Below are 17,876 nucleotides of genomic sequence, written 5' to 3' on the forward strand. Positions count from 1 at the left end.
ACAGATGGCATCACGGCGGGATGAGCTCAACGCCTATACCTTTGCGAAGAAACGGACGGTTGCCGCATTTCTCCAGCCGTCGGCGACCGGCACCGAGGAGGGGGCACCGCGGCCGCTGAAGACCGTACTGCCGGGGCTGGTGGTGGGCGCTCTGCTGGTCGCCGGGTTCGGGGCCTGGGGCATGTTCAAGCCCACCGCGCCCAAGGGCTGGGACGACGTCGCGGCGCACGTCATCGTCGGAAGCGACTCCACCACCCGCTATGTGGTGCTGGTCACCGACGGCAAGAAGCAGCTGCACCCCGTCCTCAACTTTGCCTCCGCCAAACTGCTGCTGACGCCGGACAAGTCCTCGGTCATCAAGGTCAAGGAGTCCGAGCTGGACAACGGCCATATCCAGCGCGGCCCGACGATCGGCATCCCCTACGCACCGGACCGCATGCCCGGCGCCGGTGAGGCGGGCAAGCAGAAGCAGTGGGCGGTGTGCGAACAGCCCGGCGGCAACGGCAAGACCACACAGAAGGCCGTCTTCGTCTTCGCCGACCGCGACCCCAGGCTGAAGAAGCTCACCGGCTCCCAGCGGCTGCATGGCAGCCAGGCGCTCTATGTCCAGGGACCGGACGACGCCCGCTATCTGGTCGACCCCCAGGGAACCAAGTACCTGCTGGGCGGCGCCGACTGGCAGTCGGCCGGCGCGGCCGAGCACAACCTGATGCTGCGTTCCATCTTCAAGGACGGCGCCCAGCCGCAGCGCGTCACCAAGGACTGGCTGGACACCTTCCACAACGGCACACCCATCGACTTTCCCGATGTTCCCGGCGCCGTCGGCACCAGTGCGGGCATCTCCACCCTGCCCGCCAACGCCAACAAGGTGGGCATGGTGCTCCAGGCACCCACCGGCACCGGCACCCAGGACTATGTGGTGCTGCCCGGCAAGGTGCAGCGGGTCTCCGAGTTCGTTGCCAAGCTGCTGCTCAGCAGCAAGAAGCTGGCCTCCCTCGGCCAGGCGGGCAGCCCCGAGCGGGTGAGCGCCGCCGCCTTCACCCCCGGCGACGAGGAGTTCGCCGGGGCCAACCACTGGCCCGCAAGCGTGCCGCAGCAGGTCAACTCCGTGGACACGGGCGGGGGCAGCGCCAACACCGTCTGCTCCATCCTCACCGGTGTGAGCTCCTCCGGTACCCCGCAACTGGCCACCTGGGCGGGCACCGACTACCCCGCCGCCATTCCCGACGGCGCCACCAGTGCCTATGTCACTCCCGGTTCGGGGCTGCTCTACCGACAGGTGACGGGGCACCAGACCAAGAGCGGCTCACTGTTCCTGATCACCGACACCGGACTGCGCTACGGCGTGCAGTCCAACAACGACAGCGCCACCGATAAATCGAAGATCGGCGCCGACAAGACCCCCGCGCCCGGCGGCGATGACGCCGGACCGGACCAGGAGCAGACCCCGGCCGCGCCTCCCCAGCAGGACTCCAACGCCCAGACCAGGCTGGGCTACAAGGACGTCAACCCGGTGCCGGTCCCGGCCAACTGGTCGGCCTTCCTGCCGACCGGTCCGCGCCTGGACACCAACAGCGCGCGACAGCCGCAGGGCGCTTAAGAGGTGACGGTGACCAGACTCCGCAACGCACGGCACGGGGCCGCCGGGGCCCTGCTGGCCCTGACGGCCCTCACCACCACGGCCGCCGCCCCCGCGCCCGGCCCCGTTCCCGTCCCGCTGGCCCTGTCCGGCAGCGGCGAGTGCACCTACCCCGCCAAACCGATCAAGGGAACTCCCTGGTCCTTGCAGCGTGTTCTGCTCGACCAGCTCTGGGCGCAGACCAAGGGCAAGGACGCCAAGGGCAAGCCGGTGCGGGTGGCCGTCATCGACACCGGCGTGGACACCTCCAACCCGCAGCTGAAGAACGCGGTGGACGCCAAGGCCGGCGCCGATCTGCTGTCCAAGCCCAAGGATCCTGACGCGGGCCAGACCCATGATGTGGTCGGCCATGGCACCAAGGTGGCGGGCATCATCGCCGCCCGCCCCATGCCGGATACCGGTTTTGTCGGCCTGGCCCCGGAATCCGTCATCGTCTCCATCCGGCAGAACGACGAAAAGGGAACGGGTACGTCGAAGACGCTGGCGGCGGGAATCCGCAAGGCCATCGACGACAACGCCGATGTCATCAACATCTCCCAGGACACGGTGGGTGACGGCAACTCCCGGATCGGCGGCCCGGATCCCGTGCTGGAACAGGCGGTGCAGGACGCGCTGGCCAAGGACATCGTGATGGTCGCCTCCGCCGGAAACGACGGTATGGACGGCGCCAAGAAACGCACCTACCCCGCGGCATATCCCGGTGTGCTGGCCGTGGGCGCCTCCGACCGCAACAATGAACGCGCCGTCTTCTCCCAGGCCGGCGACTTCATCGGAGTCGCCGCGCCCGGCGTGGATATGGTCTCCACCGTTCCGCACGGCGGCCAGTGCTCGGACAACGGCACCAGTTTCTCGGCCCCTTATGTGGCCGGCGTCGCCGCCCTCATCCGGGCCAAGCACCCCGACTGGAAACAGAACCAGGTCGTCGCCCAGATAGAGCAGACCGCCGAGCGGTCCGGCAACGCCCGTGACCCCTACATCGGTTGGGGTGTCGTCGACCCGGTACGCGCCCTCACCGACGACGCACACCCCATCGACCGCGTGACGGTCGACAAGAACCCGTCCCGCGCCATACACGCCCCCGAGCCGGCGGCCCTGACCCTGGGGGAGACCCCCGAACAGCGCCGCGAGCGGCTGGCCACCTACGCACTGGGCGGCACGGCGCTGCTGGTCGCGGTGATCGCGGGTACGGCGGTGGTGCTCCGGGACTGGCGGCGCCGGCGGGGCGTTGGCGCGGTGGGCCGTGGCGGCGGTGGTTCGGGGTGAAACCTGTTTCCGAACCGTCGAGAACCCTTGACGGGAATGTGGTTGGTGGCCACATCGAGTGTGGCTAAAGTGAACGCCTGGCAGTTGAGGTGCTGGAGGGGAGAGCACGGTGAGTTCGGGGGCATCGGGGGATGGCTCGCAGGAGCCGTTCGGCAAGGACTTCGCCAAGGCGGCGGAGACGCTGGGGAAGTTCAAGGGGCGGCTGGACGCGATCCTTTCGGACTTGGAGAAGTCACCCGCTTCGCAGAAGGCCATGGGTGACCTGAAGATCGACGCGGCGACGTATGGGACGTTGCCGAGTGCGAAGGCCGTGTCGGCCGCCTATGACAAGGTGCATGGCCGTCTGGCGGAGATGTCCAAGTCGCTTGGCATGCTGATCGAAGGCATGGGGATCAGCGCGATGATCGCCGACAAGGGCTACGACCATGTCGACGCAATGTACGCGGAGCGGTTGCGGGCCATTCAGAAGCAGTTGAAGAGCAGCTACCGTGAGCCGGCCGATACGCAGCAGACCCCGCCCGGTGTTGGCCAGGGCCAGCACGGCGCGACCTGAGTTCGGTGGCGGAGGAGAACATGGCGAACACGTCTGGAAACGGCGACAATTCATCCTTCAGCGGCTACTCGTATGAGCAGCTCTGCGCCATGCTGGCGAACGCGAAGGCCGATCCGATGCATACCGCGGCGGATGCTCTGACGAAGGCGCAGACCGACCTGAGCGCTCTGGCCGAGGAGCTCAAGGCCCACGTCGACAACGTCCAGTGGTCGGGGAAGGGCGCGGAAGCCTTCCGTAAGTGGGGCCATGACATGGCCAATGAGACCCATCGCATGGCCGAGTATGTGAAGGATGCCGGCAGCGCGATCGGGAATGTTGGCACGGGTATCAACGCGGGTAAGAGCAAGCTGCCGCCGGCCGCGGAAATGTGCTACGTGGATCCCAAGCTCGACCAGGCGAGCAAGGCGCCGGTGGAGCAGAAGCGGCAGGCTGCGATTCAGGCGCTGGAGGCGGTGGATTCGCATTACACGGCTTCGCTTGCTGATTTTGGGAAGCTGAAGGAGCCGAACTTTCCGCCGCTGCCGGGTGGTTTGGGTTATGACGACGGGCCGGAAGTGCGCATCGGTGCACCTGCACCCGGAGGTGGGTTTGCCGCGGGCGACGAGGTTGCCGCACGCCGTTCTCCGTATGTCTCCCATCCCACCGGACATGACAATGTTCTGAACCCTTCGGGGGAGAACGGCTCGAACACTCCGATGGGTTCGGACACTCCGGCCAGCCACCCGACTGGCACTCATATCGATTCGACGGCCACCCTGCCTTCGCATGAAGGTACTCGGACGCACCCGTCCACACCGCTACCTGATGGCGATACCCGTGTCCACCCGAGCGGTGTGGATCGTCTGCCCACCGTTCCGGTGCCCCCGACCGCTCCGCGCGTGCCGTCTTCGGAGAAGTCGAGGACGCTGCCCACGCTGCCCAGGACGCTACCTACGACACCTGGGACGCTGCCCACTGAGCCCCTGCCGGGCCAAAAGTATCCGCAGGGCGAGCCGCGAGCCTCTCGTACCGCTGTACCGGTGACGGGCATGCGAGATGAAGTGGTGGGCGGATTGCCTGGCCGAGCCGGTAGTCCGCCCGCTGCCGCGCGGCTACCCCGTGGAACGGTCATCGGCGCGGAGCCGCTGCCCGGTGCGCGTGGCCCCATCGGCACTGGCGGGCCGGGCGCTTCGGGCCCCGAGGCCGTGGGCGGGCAAGGAGGCGGCGCCCGGCGATTCGCCCAGGGCAATGTGGTGGGCCAGGAATCCAACGCCCTGGCACGCGGCCCCATGGGGGCAGGCATGCATCCTGTCTCGGGAGCCGGCGGGACCTCCGGGAGCAGGGGGACGATGCGTCGGCTGGCATCTGAGCCGGGTGGCATCGCTCGTGCTCCGCGCTCGGGTCAGGGGCGAACCGAGTTCACGACCGGGGGCACCGGACTGGTGCGTGAGGCGCATCTCGGTGACGCGCGCTCCGCACGTGGCACCGGGCGAGACCGGCAGCGGGAGCAGCGGAATCGGCAGGCGGAGCAAGAGGGGAGCAGTACTGACACTGCGCAGCGGACGGCACCGCCCGTCATCGAGTAGGCCTGCCAACCCTGAATAGGAGATCAAGTTACATGCCCGAGGTATCCAGCAGACTGAAGCGGTCGGCGGCGATGGCGCTGACGTCGCTCGGGCTTGGTCTCCTCTTTCAGGCGGGCGCCGCATACGCTGCCGTGGCCGATATCCGGTCTCATGAGTGGTATCTCGACGACATGCAGGCCGAGGCCATGTGGAAGGTGAGCACCGGCAAGGGCATCACCGTAGCCGTGCTCGATAGCGGAGTTGATTCCGCACTGCCTGAGCTGCGTAATCAGGTCGTCGGTGGAGTGGATCTGTCGAGCCACCCGACAGGGCCGCTCAAAGACGTGGAGGGGCATGGTTCAGAGATGGCCTCCATTATCGCCGGCGATGGAAGCAGCGGTGGAATCCAAGGGATCGCACCGGGGGCGAAGGTTCTTCCAGTAAAATTCGACAGGCTTGGCGATGTGGGGATGGCGCAAGGCATCCGGTACGCGGTAGACCACCATGCCCAGGTAATCAACATTTCTATGGGCGATGTGGTGGCATCGAATAATGAAAAAGCTTTGCGGCAAGCGGTGAATTATGCCCTGCGGAAGGGTAGCCTGATTTTTGCGAGTTCGGGAAATGACGGCGAGAACGGCAATATGATCTCTTACCCAGCCGCCCTGCCCGGATTTGTGGCCGTAGGTGCCGTCGACCGGAATGGGGACGTCACCAAATTTTCCACGCACGGCCCGCAGTTGGCCCTGGCTGCCTATGGTCAGGACATCGTCGTCCGCTGCAAGGACGACCGGAGCCAGTACTGCTTGGTGAAGGGAACTAGCCCCGCAGCCGCCTTCGCCTCCGCCTCCGCCGCCCTGATCTGGTCCAAGCACCCCGACTGGACCAATAACCAGGTCCTCCGCGTCATGATGGACACCGCCGGCAAGCCGACTGACGGCCAAGTGCCCAGCCAGTACCTGGGCTACGGCATCGTCCGCCCCCGCAAGGTCCTCCTCGAGGGCCAAGGCGACCCGGGCCCGGCCAACGTCAATCCGCTGCCCAGGGCACAGGAGGCACTTCGCGGCCAGTCCTCTGCCGACGCTTCGGCAACTCCCGGTAACGGAAACGGATCAGCCGCCCCCAAGGCACACGTAGACTCTGCCGCCGAACCAGCGTCGGGCAGCAGCAGCCACCTGATGCCCTGGATCGGCATCGGAGCCGCGGTAGCCGCCGTCGTCGCGGCCGCCGTCGTCTTCCTGATCGTCCGGCGACGGAGAGCGATGGCTTCGCAGCCGCCCCACCCCGGGGCGCCGCAAGTGCCGCCTATGGGAGGGGCATGGCGGGACCGGTAGCCAACCGGGCTCGCCAGCAAGGGCGTTGCGCCCTCCAAAGAGCAACATGAACAGGGCGGATCCCCGAGGATCCGCGGCTAACCAGAGAAGGTGGGGAATGTCCGGCAAGCAGAAGATCTCAGACGACGCGTTCACAACGTTCACCAAGAGCATCGACGACGCGATCGACCACTTCAACCAGAACGTGCAGAAGCTGCAGCACGCCATCACGATCGTCGAAGGCAACTGGAAGGGTGAGGCATTCGCCGCCTTCCAGAGGGCTCACCAGGAGCTCACCGACGATCACCGCGCAGTGAACAACAAGATCCAGCACATCCGTGAGGCAGTCGCCAAGACGCACACCATGGGTGGAGCGAACGACGCCGACGTCGCCTCGACGCTGAAGAGCGTCAGCGGGCTGGACCAGTACTGAGCACACCCCCCATCACGGGTCGCTCACATCACAACACCACAGAAGTGGGGGAACACATGTCAGGCAATGGCGGAGAACTCGCAGTAACTTACGCCAACATGACCGACACGGCCGGCCAGATCAAGCACGCGGCCGAAGTCGTCAGTGGCGAACTCCAGAAGATGGCCGCCGCCGTCGACAACGTCTCGGCCGGCTGGGAAGGCCAAGCCCACACCGCGATGACGGAGGCGGCAGCCGACTTCCGCAAGCGGGGCGAGCGGATCAAGTCGGCCCTGGACCAGGTGGCGAAGCTGATCGAGCGCGGCAGCGAGCACTACCAGATGACCGACAGCAAGGCGGCCAAGCTCTTCCAGATCTGACCTGGCCGAAGGCGTCAGCGGAGGGTGGGCAACCGATCAGACCGGTTGCCCACCCTCCGTCGTACTCACGTCAGGTCGAACTCCCCGTCCCGGACACCGAGGACGAACGCCCGCCACTCGGACTCCGTGTACCGCAGCACCGTGTCCGGATCCTCCGAAGACCGCATCGCGACCGCCCCGCCCGGCAGGTACGCGATCTCCACACGCGGCAGATCCGGCGGGCTGTCGGGCGCACTCAGCCACTCGACACCGGAGATGTCCATCGCGTACAGCGCGTCCGTCTCTTCTTGGGTTGCCATGGGCGCAGGACTCCCTATCCGAATCTGCCTACCGGCGCGGTCAGTTGATCCGCCAGCAGCGTACTCCGCGAAGCCGCGAAGCGTAGCGGGCTGACGCAATCCGCCGACCGCCGTCTACCGCCTTGCGGCCCTGCGGCCGTGCCGCCCCCATCACGGCACGGCCGCAGTCTTCCCGGTTGCGGTCAGGTATGGACCGATACGGCCCGGACGGGAACAAGCAAGAGCAGGAAAGCCAGATCGAGCGCGAGGCCGATGACGGTCAGCACAACGGCCACCCGGCTCCAGCGGGTGGCCGGCCGGTGCCGCACGTACTTCGTCAGCACCAGCGTGCCGGCGGCCGCCAGGTTGAGCGGCAGACTGACGTACCACGCCAGGAGCAGCGACGCGATTCCGGCCGAGGCCAGCCCGGCCGCCACCGCGTCACCCCGGGAAGTCCGCCGTCGCACCACCGTGTGAACCGTCATGATGGACCCTTCTGCCCCTGGCGCGGCCTCAGTAGAGGCTGCAGGAAGCGCTGCTGGAGTACAGGCCGGTGGCCCCGCCCCGGATCTGCACACAGGTGTTGGCGCTGTAGCCGTACGATCCGATGCCGAAGGTGAACTTCTCCTTGGTGTACTGGCGCACTTCCCATCCGACGTTACGAGAACCCTGGCCGTTGTCACCCTGGAAGCTCCAGCCGGGCGTCGAGGTCTCGCCACCGCGGTCGTAGACGTGGTAGCCGGTGATACCCGAGCCATTGCTGCACCAGTTCAGGCCCTGCCAGGCGGTGTAGACGGTGTTGCCTGCCGCGGCCCTGAAGTCGTACCGCACCCATTCGTCCCAACAACCGCCCGACATCGGGCGTATGGCGGCGGTCCTGACCGTTCTGTTGACCGAGACGGGCTTCTCCACACCGTCGAACGCGGCCTTGTCGGCAGCGGAGAGTCTCGCGTACGCCCGGGACGGATTGGCGGAGCTGAAGACCTGCTTGGCGAGGGCGAGACCGTGCGCGGGTCCGGTGTGCGCCGGTGTGGCGGGGCTCGCGGCCTGCGCGGTGGTGAACGAACCGCCCAGGGCGACCAGGCCCGCGAACACGGCGGTGGCGGCGGCTTTCGACAAGGACATGGCGAACTCCCCTTCTCTGGAAGGAACTTACGACCGCGGCCGGCGGCCATCAGCCGTCTGCGGCCTGGTGCCAGGGAATTGCATGCCGCGGGTGACTGGCGAATGATTCGACCAGGTTCGAATGCGACCGGATGCGACCGGTGCGGCGGCGGACGCGGCAAGGGTCAGCGGTCCGGAGGGGGAGACGGCTGTGCTGCGCATCGACATGGACGCACACACCTTGGCGAACACGCGCTTCGCGATATCGCCGCTGAGCACCACGGTGGAGGCGCTGTGGCTGTTACGCAGCGACGTACCGGCCTCGGGCGGGGGCTGGCGCGCCCTGATCCGTGAGACGGTGCGGGACCGCAGGCTGACTCTGCTGGGGTCGCTCTTCACCGGCTCCTGGGACTACGTACCGGACTTCGTCACACCTCATCCCGAGGTCCCGGAGGCACGGATTCAGGACGAGTTGCACGCGGTGGCGGCCATCGGCTCCGAACGCCTGGGGTATGAGATCGGGCTGATGCTCCGGGGCGACGCCGACGAGCGCATGGTGGGCCGTCCGCTGCCCGGCCCCCTGCTGGACGTACTGCAGCGGGGCGAGAGCGCGCTCGCCGAACGACTGGCCGCGGAACTGCACCAGTTGTGGCAAGCTGCCATCGCCCCGCACTGGTCCGCCCTGCACGCCCGGATGGACGCCGACATCAACCGCCGGGCCCAGGCCATCGCCCGGCAGGGCATGGCCGCCATGCTCGGCGGTCTGCATCCCAAAGTGGTGTGGCAGGGCGATCATTTGGGCCTGTTGACCCGGTTCCGGGGGCATATCTGCGACGGGGTCACTTCGCTGGTCCTGACGCCTTCGGTCTTCGGCACGGAGCTGCACATGATCGTTGATGGGCTGCCCGGTCCGTCGCGCCGGCAGCCCATGTTCCTCTATCCCGCCCATCCCGGCCCGGACTCCGCCTCGGATCCCGCCCAGCCCGCGCATGCCCTGCTGGGGGTGACTCGCGCTCGCCTCCTGACCGACCTGCGGACGCCCCGCAGCACCGTCGAACTGGGCGAGCGCCATTGTCTGGCGGCGAGCACCGTCTCCTACCACCTCGGGATTCTGCATCGCTCCGGGCTGGTGACCCGGACGCGGACTCGTCACCGGGTTCTGTACCAGCAGACGCCCCGTGCGGCCGGGTTGCTCTGACACGGGGAACACCTCCTGACGGTGCCGCGACACTCGTCAGCCGGCGCCCCATACCTCGACCAGGTAATCCTGGTGCTTTTCGTCATAGGGTTTGTTGATGGATTCCCGGCCCAGGTAGAGCCGGTTGTGGGCCCACAGGAGCCAATCGGCACCGGGGCTGAACCTGTTCAAGCTGTGGTGAGAGTTGCCGGAGAGTTTCAGCAGAGGTGTCACAGTGAATGCTTCCGGGTCGATGCTCACTACCGCATTATTGATGTCCCCGATCGACATTTGATACGCAATCAGGTGATCCTCTCCATCCATGTTCATGGGCGAGAGCCAAGTGGCCTCAGGGCTGGCTGCCTTTCCTTTGACCCGGCCGTTTGACAGATCGAACTTGACGATTTCATTGCTCGGGATGCCGTCTTGGTTCGTTTGATGCTCGCTTGTAGGCAGGTAGAGGGACTCCTTGCCGACCACGAGATTTCCGCAGCTCTGGGAGTCGTATGTGCATTTGACCGCGTATCTGCCGTTTCCCATGGAGAACTTGGCGCGCAACTTGCCGTCCCCGGCGCTGTCATCGATGGTCATCAGGTCGGAAACACCGTTGCCACTTGAGTCGTTGGCGTCGACGGCGACGATCAGGGGAGCGGCGGAGACCACATAGGCGTCCTTGATTCCGCGGGGCAGCATGAACTTGGAAGCCACCGCGCCGTTCGGCCTGAGGGTTTGGACGCTGTACTGCGCGTGCTCCAATTCACCGCATCTGCGCATCGCGACCAGCTTGCCTCCGTCGCCGCCATAGTTGTCGTCATGGCAGGTGTCTTCCGGTTTTGGCTTCCATAGCTCCTTGCCGTCATTGAGCGACCAGGCCGCGCCGCCTCGGGTGCCACCCGCCGCTACAGCGTTGCCGCCTATGGCGACTTGCCGGAATTCGACGGTTTGATCACCTGATCGAGCTTGTTTCTGCCACAGCTTTTTCCCGGTGCCGAGGTCCAATAGGACGACATCCGTGCAATGGTCAACGGCGCTGATGCCGACGTCGCCCGTTGCCTTGCTGCCCCGAACCAGCAAGGCGACCTTGTTGTCCGATGTGGCGTGGCGGGAGGCCGAGCAGATCTCGCCGTCCAGCGGCAGCTCCCACTTGCGGCCGCCGGTCGGGTCGTAACCGGTCACCTTGGACAGACCGGTTTTAACAAAGCCTTGCTCGGTGACCCACATGCCGGAAGTCGGACGCTGTGCGGGGACCGAGGGCTCGGCCAACGAGAGCAACAACCTGCCGTTGACAGGTTTCGGCTTGCTCGAATTCTTCGGCCTGTTTGCAGAACCCTTGCCACTGCCATGGCTTGCCGAGCTGTGTGAGTTGCCACTGCCCTGGGTGAACAACCAGACGCCGCCCCCGGCCAGTCCCAGGGCCGTTACGACGCTGACGAGGATCATCAAGCGCCGCTTGCCCCGCTTGCCGTGGCCGGCGTCCGGGGCAGTGGGGTAGGTGCTGATCGGTGGCCGTTGCCCCGGATTCGGGGAGGCCGGATCGGGTGGCGCCTGTGGGGACAGGGGGCCGGCCGGTGGGAGTGGCTGGGGCGGCATGGCCGGGGCCGGACCGAAGCCGCGCGGGGCCCCCGTGGCCGGAGAGGTGCCCTGCCGCGCGGCGCCCGGTGCGATCGATGGTGCTTCACCGGACAGGTCCGGCGGAGGGCCGAATGCCCCTTCGGCGGACGGAATCCGGGGTGAGCCGGAACCGGCGGCCGAGTCCTCCGGAGGATTCGCCTGTGGCGACTGGAATGGCTGGGGCGGCTGTGACATCAACCTTCCTCATGACGTACGGAAGCCGGGGAACGACTGCCTGCCTGCCGCATTCGTTCCCCGGCGCCCGTGGTGGGTGTTGCCGTCGCCAAGGGCCCGTACCCCGGGCGTGGCTACTGCTCCGCCAGCCACCCCGCCTGCATCAGCGGAGTCCCCCGCTTGCGCGACACAAAGAAGCCGCGGCCCGGCGGCATGGGGCGGGGGCGGACGTTGCCGAGGAGGTCGCCCTCGTTGGGGTCGCCGGAGAGGACGATGCCCTGGGCGCCGAGTTCCTTGATGCGCTGCATAAAGGACTCGTACATGGAGCGGGAGGCACCGGCCGAGTTGCGGGCGATGATGAAGCGTACGCCCACGTCACGGGCGAACGGGAGGTTCTCGGTGAGGACGGACAGCGGGTTTCCGCTGCTGGTGGAGACCAGTTCGTAGTCGTCGATGACGATGAAGAACTGCGGGCCGGACCACCAGCTGCGGTCGCGCAACTGCTGCGGGGTGATGTCGGGTTGCGGCGCGCGCCGTTCCATCAGGCCGTTGAGCGCGTTGGCGTGGGTGGTCATGGCGGACGCCGTGGGGGCGTACTCCAGCAGGTGGCTGGCGGGCACCACATCCAGCAGGGTGCGGCGGTAGTCGCCGACGATGATCTTCGCCTCGTCGGGGCCGTAGCGCTCGGTGATCTGCTTGACCAGCAGGCGCAGCAGCGCGGTCTTGCCGGACTCGCTCTCGCCGAAGACCAGGAAGAACGGGTCGGTCTCGAAGTCGATCCAGACCGGTTCCAGGTTGGTCTCGTCCAGGCCGATGGCGACGCCGTGCTGGGGGTACTCGAAGCCCTTGGGGAGTTCGTCGGCGCGCAGCCGGCGCGGCAGCAGCCGGACCTTGGGGGCGTGCGGGCCGGTCCAGGACTCGCGCACGGAGCGGATCAGCGCGGCGGTGCCGTCGGACATGGTCTCCGGGTCGTTGCCCGAGTCGATGCGCGGCTGGCCGCCCATGAAGTGGAGCTTTTCCGGGAGCTGACCGCGGCCGGGGACGCCGGCCGGCACATTGGCGGCCACCTTGCGGTCGAACTCGGAGTCCATGGTGTCGCCCAGGCGCAGCTCCAGGCGGTTGAGGAGCTGGTCCTTGAGGGAGGCGCGGACCTCCAGGTAGCGGGAGGCGGTGACCACCACATGGACGCCATAGCCCAGGCCACGGGAGGCGATGTCGGTGACCACGCCCTCCAGTACGTCGTACTCCTGGCGGAAGGTGCCCCAGCCGTCGACGACCAGGAAGACATCGCCCCATTCCTGGTCGGCGTACTGGCCCATGGCCCGGCCCCGCCGGTAGGTGGCGATGGAGTCGATGCCGCTGGCGCGGAAGTACTCCTCGCGGCGGGCCAGGATGCCCGCGACCTCGGCCACGGTGCGGCGTACCCGTTCCGGGTCCAGGCGGGAGGCGACGCCGCCGACATGCGGCAGGTCGGCGATGGAGGACAGGCCGCCGCCACCGAAGTCCAGGCCGTAGAACTGCGCTTCGGCCGGGGTGTGGGTGAGGGCGAAGGCGGAGATCAGGGTCCGCAGCAGGGTGGACTTGCCGGACTGCGGGCCGCCGACCACCATCATGTGGCCGGCCGCGCCGGAGAAGTCGCGGTAGAGGACGTCGCGCCGCTGCTCGAAGGGCTTGTCGATGAGGCCGACCGGCACCACCAGGTGCCCCAGGCGCGGGTAGTCGGCGGCGGTCAGGCCGCGGCCGTCCACCACCGACAGCGGGGGCAGCAACTGGTCCAGGGACGGGGCCGCCTCCAGCGGCGGCAGCCAGACCTGGTGGGCGGCGGGGCCCTGGCCCTCCAGGCGCCGCACGATGACGTCCAGCACGGTGTCGGCGAAGGCGTCCTCGCCCTTGGTGCCGGCGGAGGCGAGGGCGGCCGGGTCGGGGGCGGTGTAGCTGACCGGCACCGGATCGGCGGTGAACAGCACCGGCCGCAGCTCGATGGGCAGCGGGCCGCTGCCCGGGCCGGGCGCGGTGGCGCCGGTGCGGTACGGGCCGGAGACATACGCCGCCTTGAAGCGGGTCATCTCGTCGGTGCCGTACTTGAGATAGCCGGAGCCGGGCACCGAGGGCAGGTGGTAGGCGTCCGGAACGCCCAGCGCGGTACGCGACTCGGCGGCCGAGAAGGTGCGCAGGCCGATGCGGTAGGAGAGGTAGGTCTCCAGACCGCGCAGCCGGCCCTCCTCCAGGCGTTGGGAGGCCAGCAGCAGGTGCACGCCCAGCGACCGGCCGATGCGGCCGATCTGGATGAACATGTCGATGAAGTCGGGCTTGGCGGTGAGCAGTTCGCTGAACTCGTCGATGACCAGGACCAGCGAGGCCAGCGGTTCCAGCGGGGCGCCCGCCGCCCGGGCCTTCTCATAGTCGTGCATGTTGGCGTAGTTGCCCGCCGACCTCAGCAGCTCCTGGCGGCGCTGGAGTTCACCGGTGATGGAGTCCCGCATGCGGTCGACCAGGGTCAGGTCGTCCGCCAGGTTGGTGATCACGGCGGCCACATGCGGCAGTTCGGACATTCCGGCGAAGGTGGCGCCGCCCTTGAAGTCGGCGAGGACGAAGTTCAGCGTCTCCGAGGAGTGGGTGACGGCCAGGCCGAGGACAAGGGTGCGCAGCAGCTCCGACTTGCCGGAGCCGGTGGCGCCGACGCACAGGCCGTGCGGGCCCATGCCCTCCTGGGCGGCCTCCTTGAGGTCCAGCATCACCGGGGCGCCGGACTCGTCCACTCCGATGGGCACCCGCAGCCGCTCGGCGGTGGAGCGCGGGCGCCAGGTGCGGGTGACGTCGACCGAGCCGGCGTCGCCCAGGTTCAGCAGGTCGGTGAAGTCCAGGTTGGCCAGCAGGGGTTCCTCGTCGTCACCGCCACTGCCCATGCGCAGCGGGGCCAGTTGGCGGGCCAGCGACTCGGCGGCCGGCAGCGAGAGGGTGTCCGGCACGCCCTCGTAGGAGGCGATCTGGGAGAGCAGCTGGAGCTTGCCGGGGTGGGTCACGATGGACAGTCCGCCGCGCAGTTCGTCCAGTTCGCCGGGAATGACCTCGACGATGGTGACGCCCTGCAGGCCCTCCGGGGCAGCGAAGGCGGAGTCCGGCGGCACCATGCCGCCGGCCAGCAGCAGCACCATATGCGGCTGGTCGAGCACCGGCTGGCCGTCCCGGCTGAAGCGGGTGCGTCCCTCCAGGCGGGGCAGCAGCAGGCCCTCGAGTTCGGTGAGGTCGTCGCCGATCAGCCGGCGGGTGCCGGCCCCGTCCAGGGTGCCGGGGACCTGGACATGCGGCAGCCACTTGGCCCACTCCCAGTCCGCGGCGTTGCCCCGGCCGGTGACGATGGCGATGACCAGGTCCTCCGGCGAGTGCAGGGTGGCCAGTTGGGCGACAAAGGCCCGCGCGTTGCCCAGCACCGTCTCCGGATCGCCGGAGAGCGTCATGTGGTAGAAGGCGCGCAGCGACAGGGCCAGCGGCATGCCGTCCACGGCGCCGTGGGTGGCCAGGAAGCGCTGCATGGCGCCCGCGGTCAGCGGCTCCAGTTCGTCCACCGGGGCGGTTTCCGGGGCGATCAGGGGAGTGGCCAGCTGCTGGGAGCCCAGGCCGAGGCGCACCTGCCCGAAGTCGTCGTCGCCGACCCGCCGTTCCCACACCCGGCCCGGGGTCTCGCCGCCGACCCGGGTGGCGGTGGCCTCGGCCACGATGGACCACAGCTGGTCGGGCGCGGGGTGCAGATAGAACTGCGCGGCGCGCTGGGCACGGGCGGTCTTCCAGACCGTACGCCGGGTCTGCGCCAGGTACTTGAGATAGTCACGGCGCTGGTCCGCCAGCTGCCCCTGGGATCCCTGACGGTGCCGGACGATCATCGCGACGGTCATGCCGGCCGTCGAGAGCATCATCATGACGCCCATGATCTTCATCATGGGGGCGGCGCCCGGCATAAAGAAGTAGACCATCGAGGAGCCCATGCCCAGGGTCGGCAGCAGCTGCATCAGCATGCCTTCCTGGCGGCCCCGCGGCAGCTCCGGCGGTGCCTGGAGGCGCACTTCCTCGGCGGGTACCTCCGGCGGGAGCGCGCGTGGCTGGCGCTTGACGACGACTTGGCTCACCGGATGCCTCAACCCCTCCGCACTGCAAGGAGAATTCCGGACCGCCGCTCCCTGCGGCGTCGGCCCCCCTGCGCGAACGGCGATCCTATCGGCGTACTGATCAGCCGCACCGATAGGGTGGCCGCCGCGCGTATGCACGAGCGAAGAAGCAGACCTGACAGGGGGCTCAGAAGGTGAGTACGTCCGCTACGACCGGCTTCTGCAGGGTGACCGTGGTGGCACCGGACAGCCGGATCGATGTGGCTCTCCCCGAGGACATCGCCGTCGCCGACGTCTACCCGGAGATCCTGCGGCTGAGCGGGCAGACCCAGCCGGCCGGCGCACCGACCGGCTACCACCTGGTGCGCCGGGACGGCACCGTGCTGGACGGGGCGCGCTCGCTGGCCGCCCAGCGGGTGCTGGACGGTGAGCTGCTCTCGCTGCGGCCGTTCGCCGACTCGCTGCCGCCCGCGGTCTTCGACGATGTCTCCGACGCGGTGGCCTCCGCCGTCACCCGGGACCGCACCCTGTGGAACGACCGGCTGCTGCGCGCCTGCGGCCTGTTCGGCGGCGCGCTGCTGCTGGTGCTGATGGCCTTCCTGCTCTGGTTCGCCGACCCGGCCAGGCATGACATGCACGGGCTGCCGGGGGTCATCGCGGCCTCGGTGGGCGTGCTGCTGACCGCGCTGGCCGGGGTCCGGGCCCGGGTCTACGACGACCGGGCCTCGGCGGTGGCACTGGGACTGGCCGCGCTGCCGCACCTGATGGTCGCGGGCTCCGGCCTGCTGGCACTGGACAAGGGCGAGGGCATCGGGCGGCTGCAGTTCCTGCTCGGCTGTGTGGCGGTGCTGGTCGCCTCGGTGGCACTGGTGGTGGTGATGCCGGGCGGCGACGCGCCCTTCGTGGCCGCGGTGCTGGCCTCCGCCGCGGGCACGCTGGCCGCGTTCGGCGCCATCCTCAGCGGGGCGAGCGCCACCGGGACGGCTTCGGTGTGCGTGGTGGTGGCGATCGGGGCCATCGCCTTCCTGCCCGGGCTGTCGGCCCGGGTGGCCCGGCTGCCCATCGGTTACGCGGCGCCGCGTTCGGCCGCGGCGGACGACCTGGACGGCGGGGAGCCGGCCGGGACCACCGCCCGGGTGGACGCCGAGCGGATCGCCGCCCAGGCGCGGCGCGGCCACGAGATGCTGCTCGGCCTGGTCGGCGGCTGCGCCGCGGTGGTGGTCGGCGCGGTGGCGGTGCTGGGCTTCTCCGACAATGTCTGGGGCCAGCTGCTCGCCCTGGTGTCCGGCCTGGCGATGCTGCTGCGTGCCCGGCTGTTCCGCTACACCGCCCAGGTGGCCGCGGTGCTCGGCGCCGGTCTGGCCTCGCTGGCCCTGCTGGTGCTGGGCCTGGCCCTGAACCCGCCCGCCTCCGCCTTCCATGCGCTGGCCCGGGGCGACCACGGCCCGCTGGATGTGCGCACCCTGTGGGTGGCCGCCTCGGTGGCGGCGGGCGCCACGGTGCTGACCGCCGTCGCCCTGATCGTGCCGCGCAAGGGCCTGTCGCCGTTCTGGGGACGGCTGAGCGACATCGCCGAGGGGGCGTTTCTGCTGGGGCTGGTGCCGCTGTGCCTGGCGGTGCTGGAGGTCTACGGCCGGGTGCGGGGGCTGGCGGGGTCGTAAACCGCTCCTTCCGGGGGACAGCGCAGCGGTACGGTGGTTCACTCATTCGGGTGATCGTGTGGCGCGATTGCGAGTCCGCTCGCCGGCCGCCGCCCCCCGATAGCGCAGGTCCACGCTACTGGTACCCTGTGTGACGGCCGTTTGTGTACGCGCCCCCGGACAGCCTCGGCTTCTGGGGACAGCGCCCAGCGGGCCCCGCCTCCCGAGTAACGGAAGCTCCCCTGAGATCAAGACCAGGGGCACTCGGTGGCCGAAACAGAGACTCAGAAGGAGTACCGCGTGTCGCTCGACGCCGCTACGAAGAAGCAGATCATGGCCGAGTTCGCCACCAAGGAGGGTGACACCGGCTCCCCCGAGGTCCAGGTCGCGATGCTCACCCGTCGGATCTCCGACCTCACCGAGCACCTGAAGATGCACAAGCACGACCACCACTCCCGCCGTGGTCTGCTGCTGCTGGTCGGCCAGCGCCGCCGCCTGCTGCAGTACCTGGCGAAGAAGGACATCCAGCGCTTCCGCGCCCTGGTCGAGCGCCTCGGCATCCGCCGCGGTGCGGCCGGCGCCAAGTAAGACGGCGTGAAGGGAGCGGTTCCCACATCTGGGGGCCGCTCCCTTCGCCGTATCTCGTGGGAAGCAGAAGCTTTGTAGTCTGGTCCCACAACGCAAG

15 protein-coding genes are annotated in these 17,876 nt (G+C 68.5%); 10 read left to right on the forward strand and 5 right to left on the reverse strand.

All coding sequences use genetic code 11. The annotated features are described in order from the left end of the window. Positions 1-4: 4 nt before the first annotated feature. The 7 genes from eccB (at position 5) to ACIHFE_RS08240 (ending at position 7,104) form a co-directional block, all read left to right on the forward strand. Complete coding sequence (eccB, locus tag ACIHFE_RS08210; protein ID WP_400104987.1) at positions 5-1,600, forward strand: type VII secretion protein EccB; 1,596 nt, start codon at positions 5-7, stop codon at positions 1,598-1,600. Positions 1,601-1,603: 3 nt separating this feature from the next. After that, positions 1,604-2,902, forward strand: a complete 1,299-nt coding sequence (gene mycP, locus ACIHFE_RS08215; RefSeq protein ID WP_400104988.1) for a type VII secretion-associated serine protease mycosin — start codon at positions 1,604-1,606, stop codon at positions 2,900-2,902. A gap of 109 nt (positions 2,903-3,011) precedes the next feature. Next, positions 3,012-3,455: a hypothetical protein gene (locus ACIHFE_RS08220; protein WP_400104989.1), complete on the forward strand. Its 444-nt coding sequence runs from the start codon at positions 3,012-3,014 to the stop codon at positions 3,453-3,455. Between the two features lie 5 nt (positions 3,456-3,460). Continuing rightward, complete coding sequence (locus ACIHFE_RS08225) at positions 3,461-5,020, forward strand: hypothetical protein (protein WP_400104990.1); 1,560 nt, start codon at positions 3,461-3,463, stop codon at positions 5,018-5,020. A gap of 32 nt (positions 5,021-5,052) precedes the next feature. Further along, the gene (locus ACIHFE_RS08230; protein ID WP_400104991.1) at positions 5,053-6,333 is read left to right on the forward strand and encodes a S8 family serine peptidase; all 1,281 of its coding nucleotides are present in this window, start codon (positions 5,053-5,055) and stop codon (positions 6,331-6,333) included. Positions 6,334-6,430: 97 nt separating this feature from the next. Continuing rightward, positions 6,431-6,745: a WXG100 family type VII secretion target gene (locus ACIHFE_RS08235; protein WP_400104992.1), complete on the forward strand. Its 315-nt coding sequence runs from the start codon at positions 6,431-6,433 to the stop codon at positions 6,743-6,745. A gap of 56 nt (positions 6,746-6,801) precedes the next feature. Beyond that, positions 6,802-7,104, forward strand: coding sequence for a WXG100 family type VII secretion target (locus ACIHFE_RS08240; RefSeq protein WP_400104993.1), 303 nt, complete (start codon positions 6,802-6,804; stop codon positions 7,102-7,104). 65 nt (positions 7,105-7,169) lie between these two features. On the opposite strand, the gene ACIHFE_RS08245 is transcribed toward ACIHFE_RS08240, so the two are convergent. The 3 genes from ACIHFE_RS08245 to ACIHFE_RS08255 all read right to left on the reverse strand — a co-directional run bounded on the left by ACIHFE_RS08245 (position 7,170) and on the right by ACIHFE_RS08255 (position 8,507). Continuing rightward, a complete protein-coding gene (locus tag ACIHFE_RS08245; protein WP_109283884.1) occupies positions 7,170-7,403 on the reverse strand; it encodes a DUF397 domain-containing protein in 234 nt (77 codons plus the stop codon). A gap of 182 nt (positions 7,404-7,585) precedes the next feature. Next, positions 7,586-7,867: a hypothetical protein gene (locus tag ACIHFE_RS08250; RefSeq protein ID WP_400104994.1), complete on the reverse strand. Its 282-nt coding sequence runs from the start codon at positions 7,865-7,867 to the stop codon at positions 7,586-7,588. A 28-nt stretch (positions 7,868-7,895) separates the two neighbouring features. Next, positions 7,896-8,507, reverse strand: coding sequence for a hypothetical protein (locus tag ACIHFE_RS08255; protein ID WP_400104995.1), 612 nt, complete (start codon positions 8,505-8,507; stop codon positions 7,896-7,898). Positions 8,508-8,628: 121 nt separating this feature from the next. Between ACIHFE_RS08255 and ACIHFE_RS08260 the strand changes: the two genes are divergently transcribed. Further along, a complete protein-coding gene (locus ACIHFE_RS08260) occupies positions 8,629-9,684 on the forward strand; it encodes an ArsR/SmtB family transcription factor (protein ID WP_400104996.1) in 1,056 nt (351 codons plus the stop codon). Positions 9,685-9,720: 36 nt separating this feature from the next. Here ACIHFE_RS08260 and ACIHFE_RS08265 read toward each other — a convergent pair whose 3' ends face one another. Both ACIHFE_RS08265 and eccCa read right to left on the reverse strand, forming a co-directional pair. Further along, positions 9,721-11,103 carry a PQQ-binding-like beta-propeller repeat protein gene (locus ACIHFE_RS08265; protein WP_400104997.1) on the reverse strand — a complete coding sequence of 461 codons (1,383 nt, stop codon included), beginning with the start codon at positions 11,101-11,103 and terminating at the stop codon, positions 9,721-9,723. 479 nt (positions 11,104-11,582) lie between these two features. Next, entirely contained in the window at positions 11,583-15,572 is a 3,990-nt protein-coding gene (gene eccCa / locus ACIHFE_RS08270; protein ID WP_400104998.1) for a type VII secretion protein EccCa, read from the reverse strand. 173 nt (positions 15,573-15,745) lie between these two features. Between eccCa and eccD the strand changes: the two genes are divergently transcribed. Together eccD and rpsO are read left to right on the forward strand one after the other, a co-directional pair. Continuing rightward, on the forward strand, positions 15,746-17,212 hold the full coding sequence (gene eccD, locus ACIHFE_RS08275) for a type VII secretion integral membrane protein EccD (protein WP_400104999.1): 1,467 nt from the start codon (positions 15,746-15,748) through the stop codon (positions 17,210-17,212). 279 nt (positions 17,213-17,491) lie between these two features. After that, complete coding sequence (gene rpsO, locus ACIHFE_RS08280; protein WP_400105000.1) at positions 17,492-17,779, forward strand: 30S ribosomal protein S15; 288 nt, start codon at positions 17,492-17,494, stop codon at positions 17,777-17,779. Positions 17,780-17,876 lie beyond the last annotated feature (97 nt).

It is taken from the genome of Streptomyces sp. NPDC052396 (assembly GCF_044593195.1).
In the GTDB taxonomy this organism is placed as follows: domain Bacteria; phylum Actinomycetota; class Actinomycetes; order Streptomycetales; family Streptomycetaceae; genus Streptomyces.

Coding starts and splice junctions, on each gene's coding strand:
- ACIHFE_RS08240 (WP_400104993.1), top strand. CDS start 6,802: ATGTCAGGCAATGGCGGAGAACTCGCAGTAACTTACGCCAACATGACC.
- ACIHFE_RS08235 (WP_400104992.1), top strand. CDS start 6,431: ATGTCCGGCAAGCAGAAGATCTCAGACGACGCGTTCACAACGTTCACC.
- ACIHFE_RS08250 (WP_400104994.1), bottom strand. CDS start 7,867: ATGACGGTTCACACGGTGGTGCGACGGCGGACTTCCCGGGGTGACGCG.
- ACIHFE_RS08230 (WP_400104991.1), top strand. CDS start 5,053: ATGCCCGAGGTATCCAGCAGACTGAAGCGGTCGGCGGCGATGGCGCTG.
- ACIHFE_RS08245 (WP_109283884.1), bottom strand. CDS start 7,403: ATGGCAACCCAAGAAGAGACGGACGCGCTGTACGCGATGGACATCTCC.
- ACIHFE_RS08265 (WP_400104997.1), bottom strand. CDS start 11,103: ATGATCCTCGTCAGCGTCGTAACGGCCCTGGGACTGGCCGGGGGCGGC.
- ACIHFE_RS08260 (WP_400104996.1), top strand. CDS start 8,629: ATGCGACCGGATGCGACCGGTGCGGCGGCGGACGCGGCAAGGGTCAGC.
- ACIHFE_RS08255 (WP_400104995.1), bottom strand. CDS start 8,507: ATGTCCTTGTCGAAAGCCGCCGCCACCGCCGTGTTCGCGGGCCTGGTC.
- eccB (WP_400104987.1), top strand. CDS start 5: ATGGCATCACGGCGGGATGAGCTCAACGCCTATACCTTTGCGAAGAAA.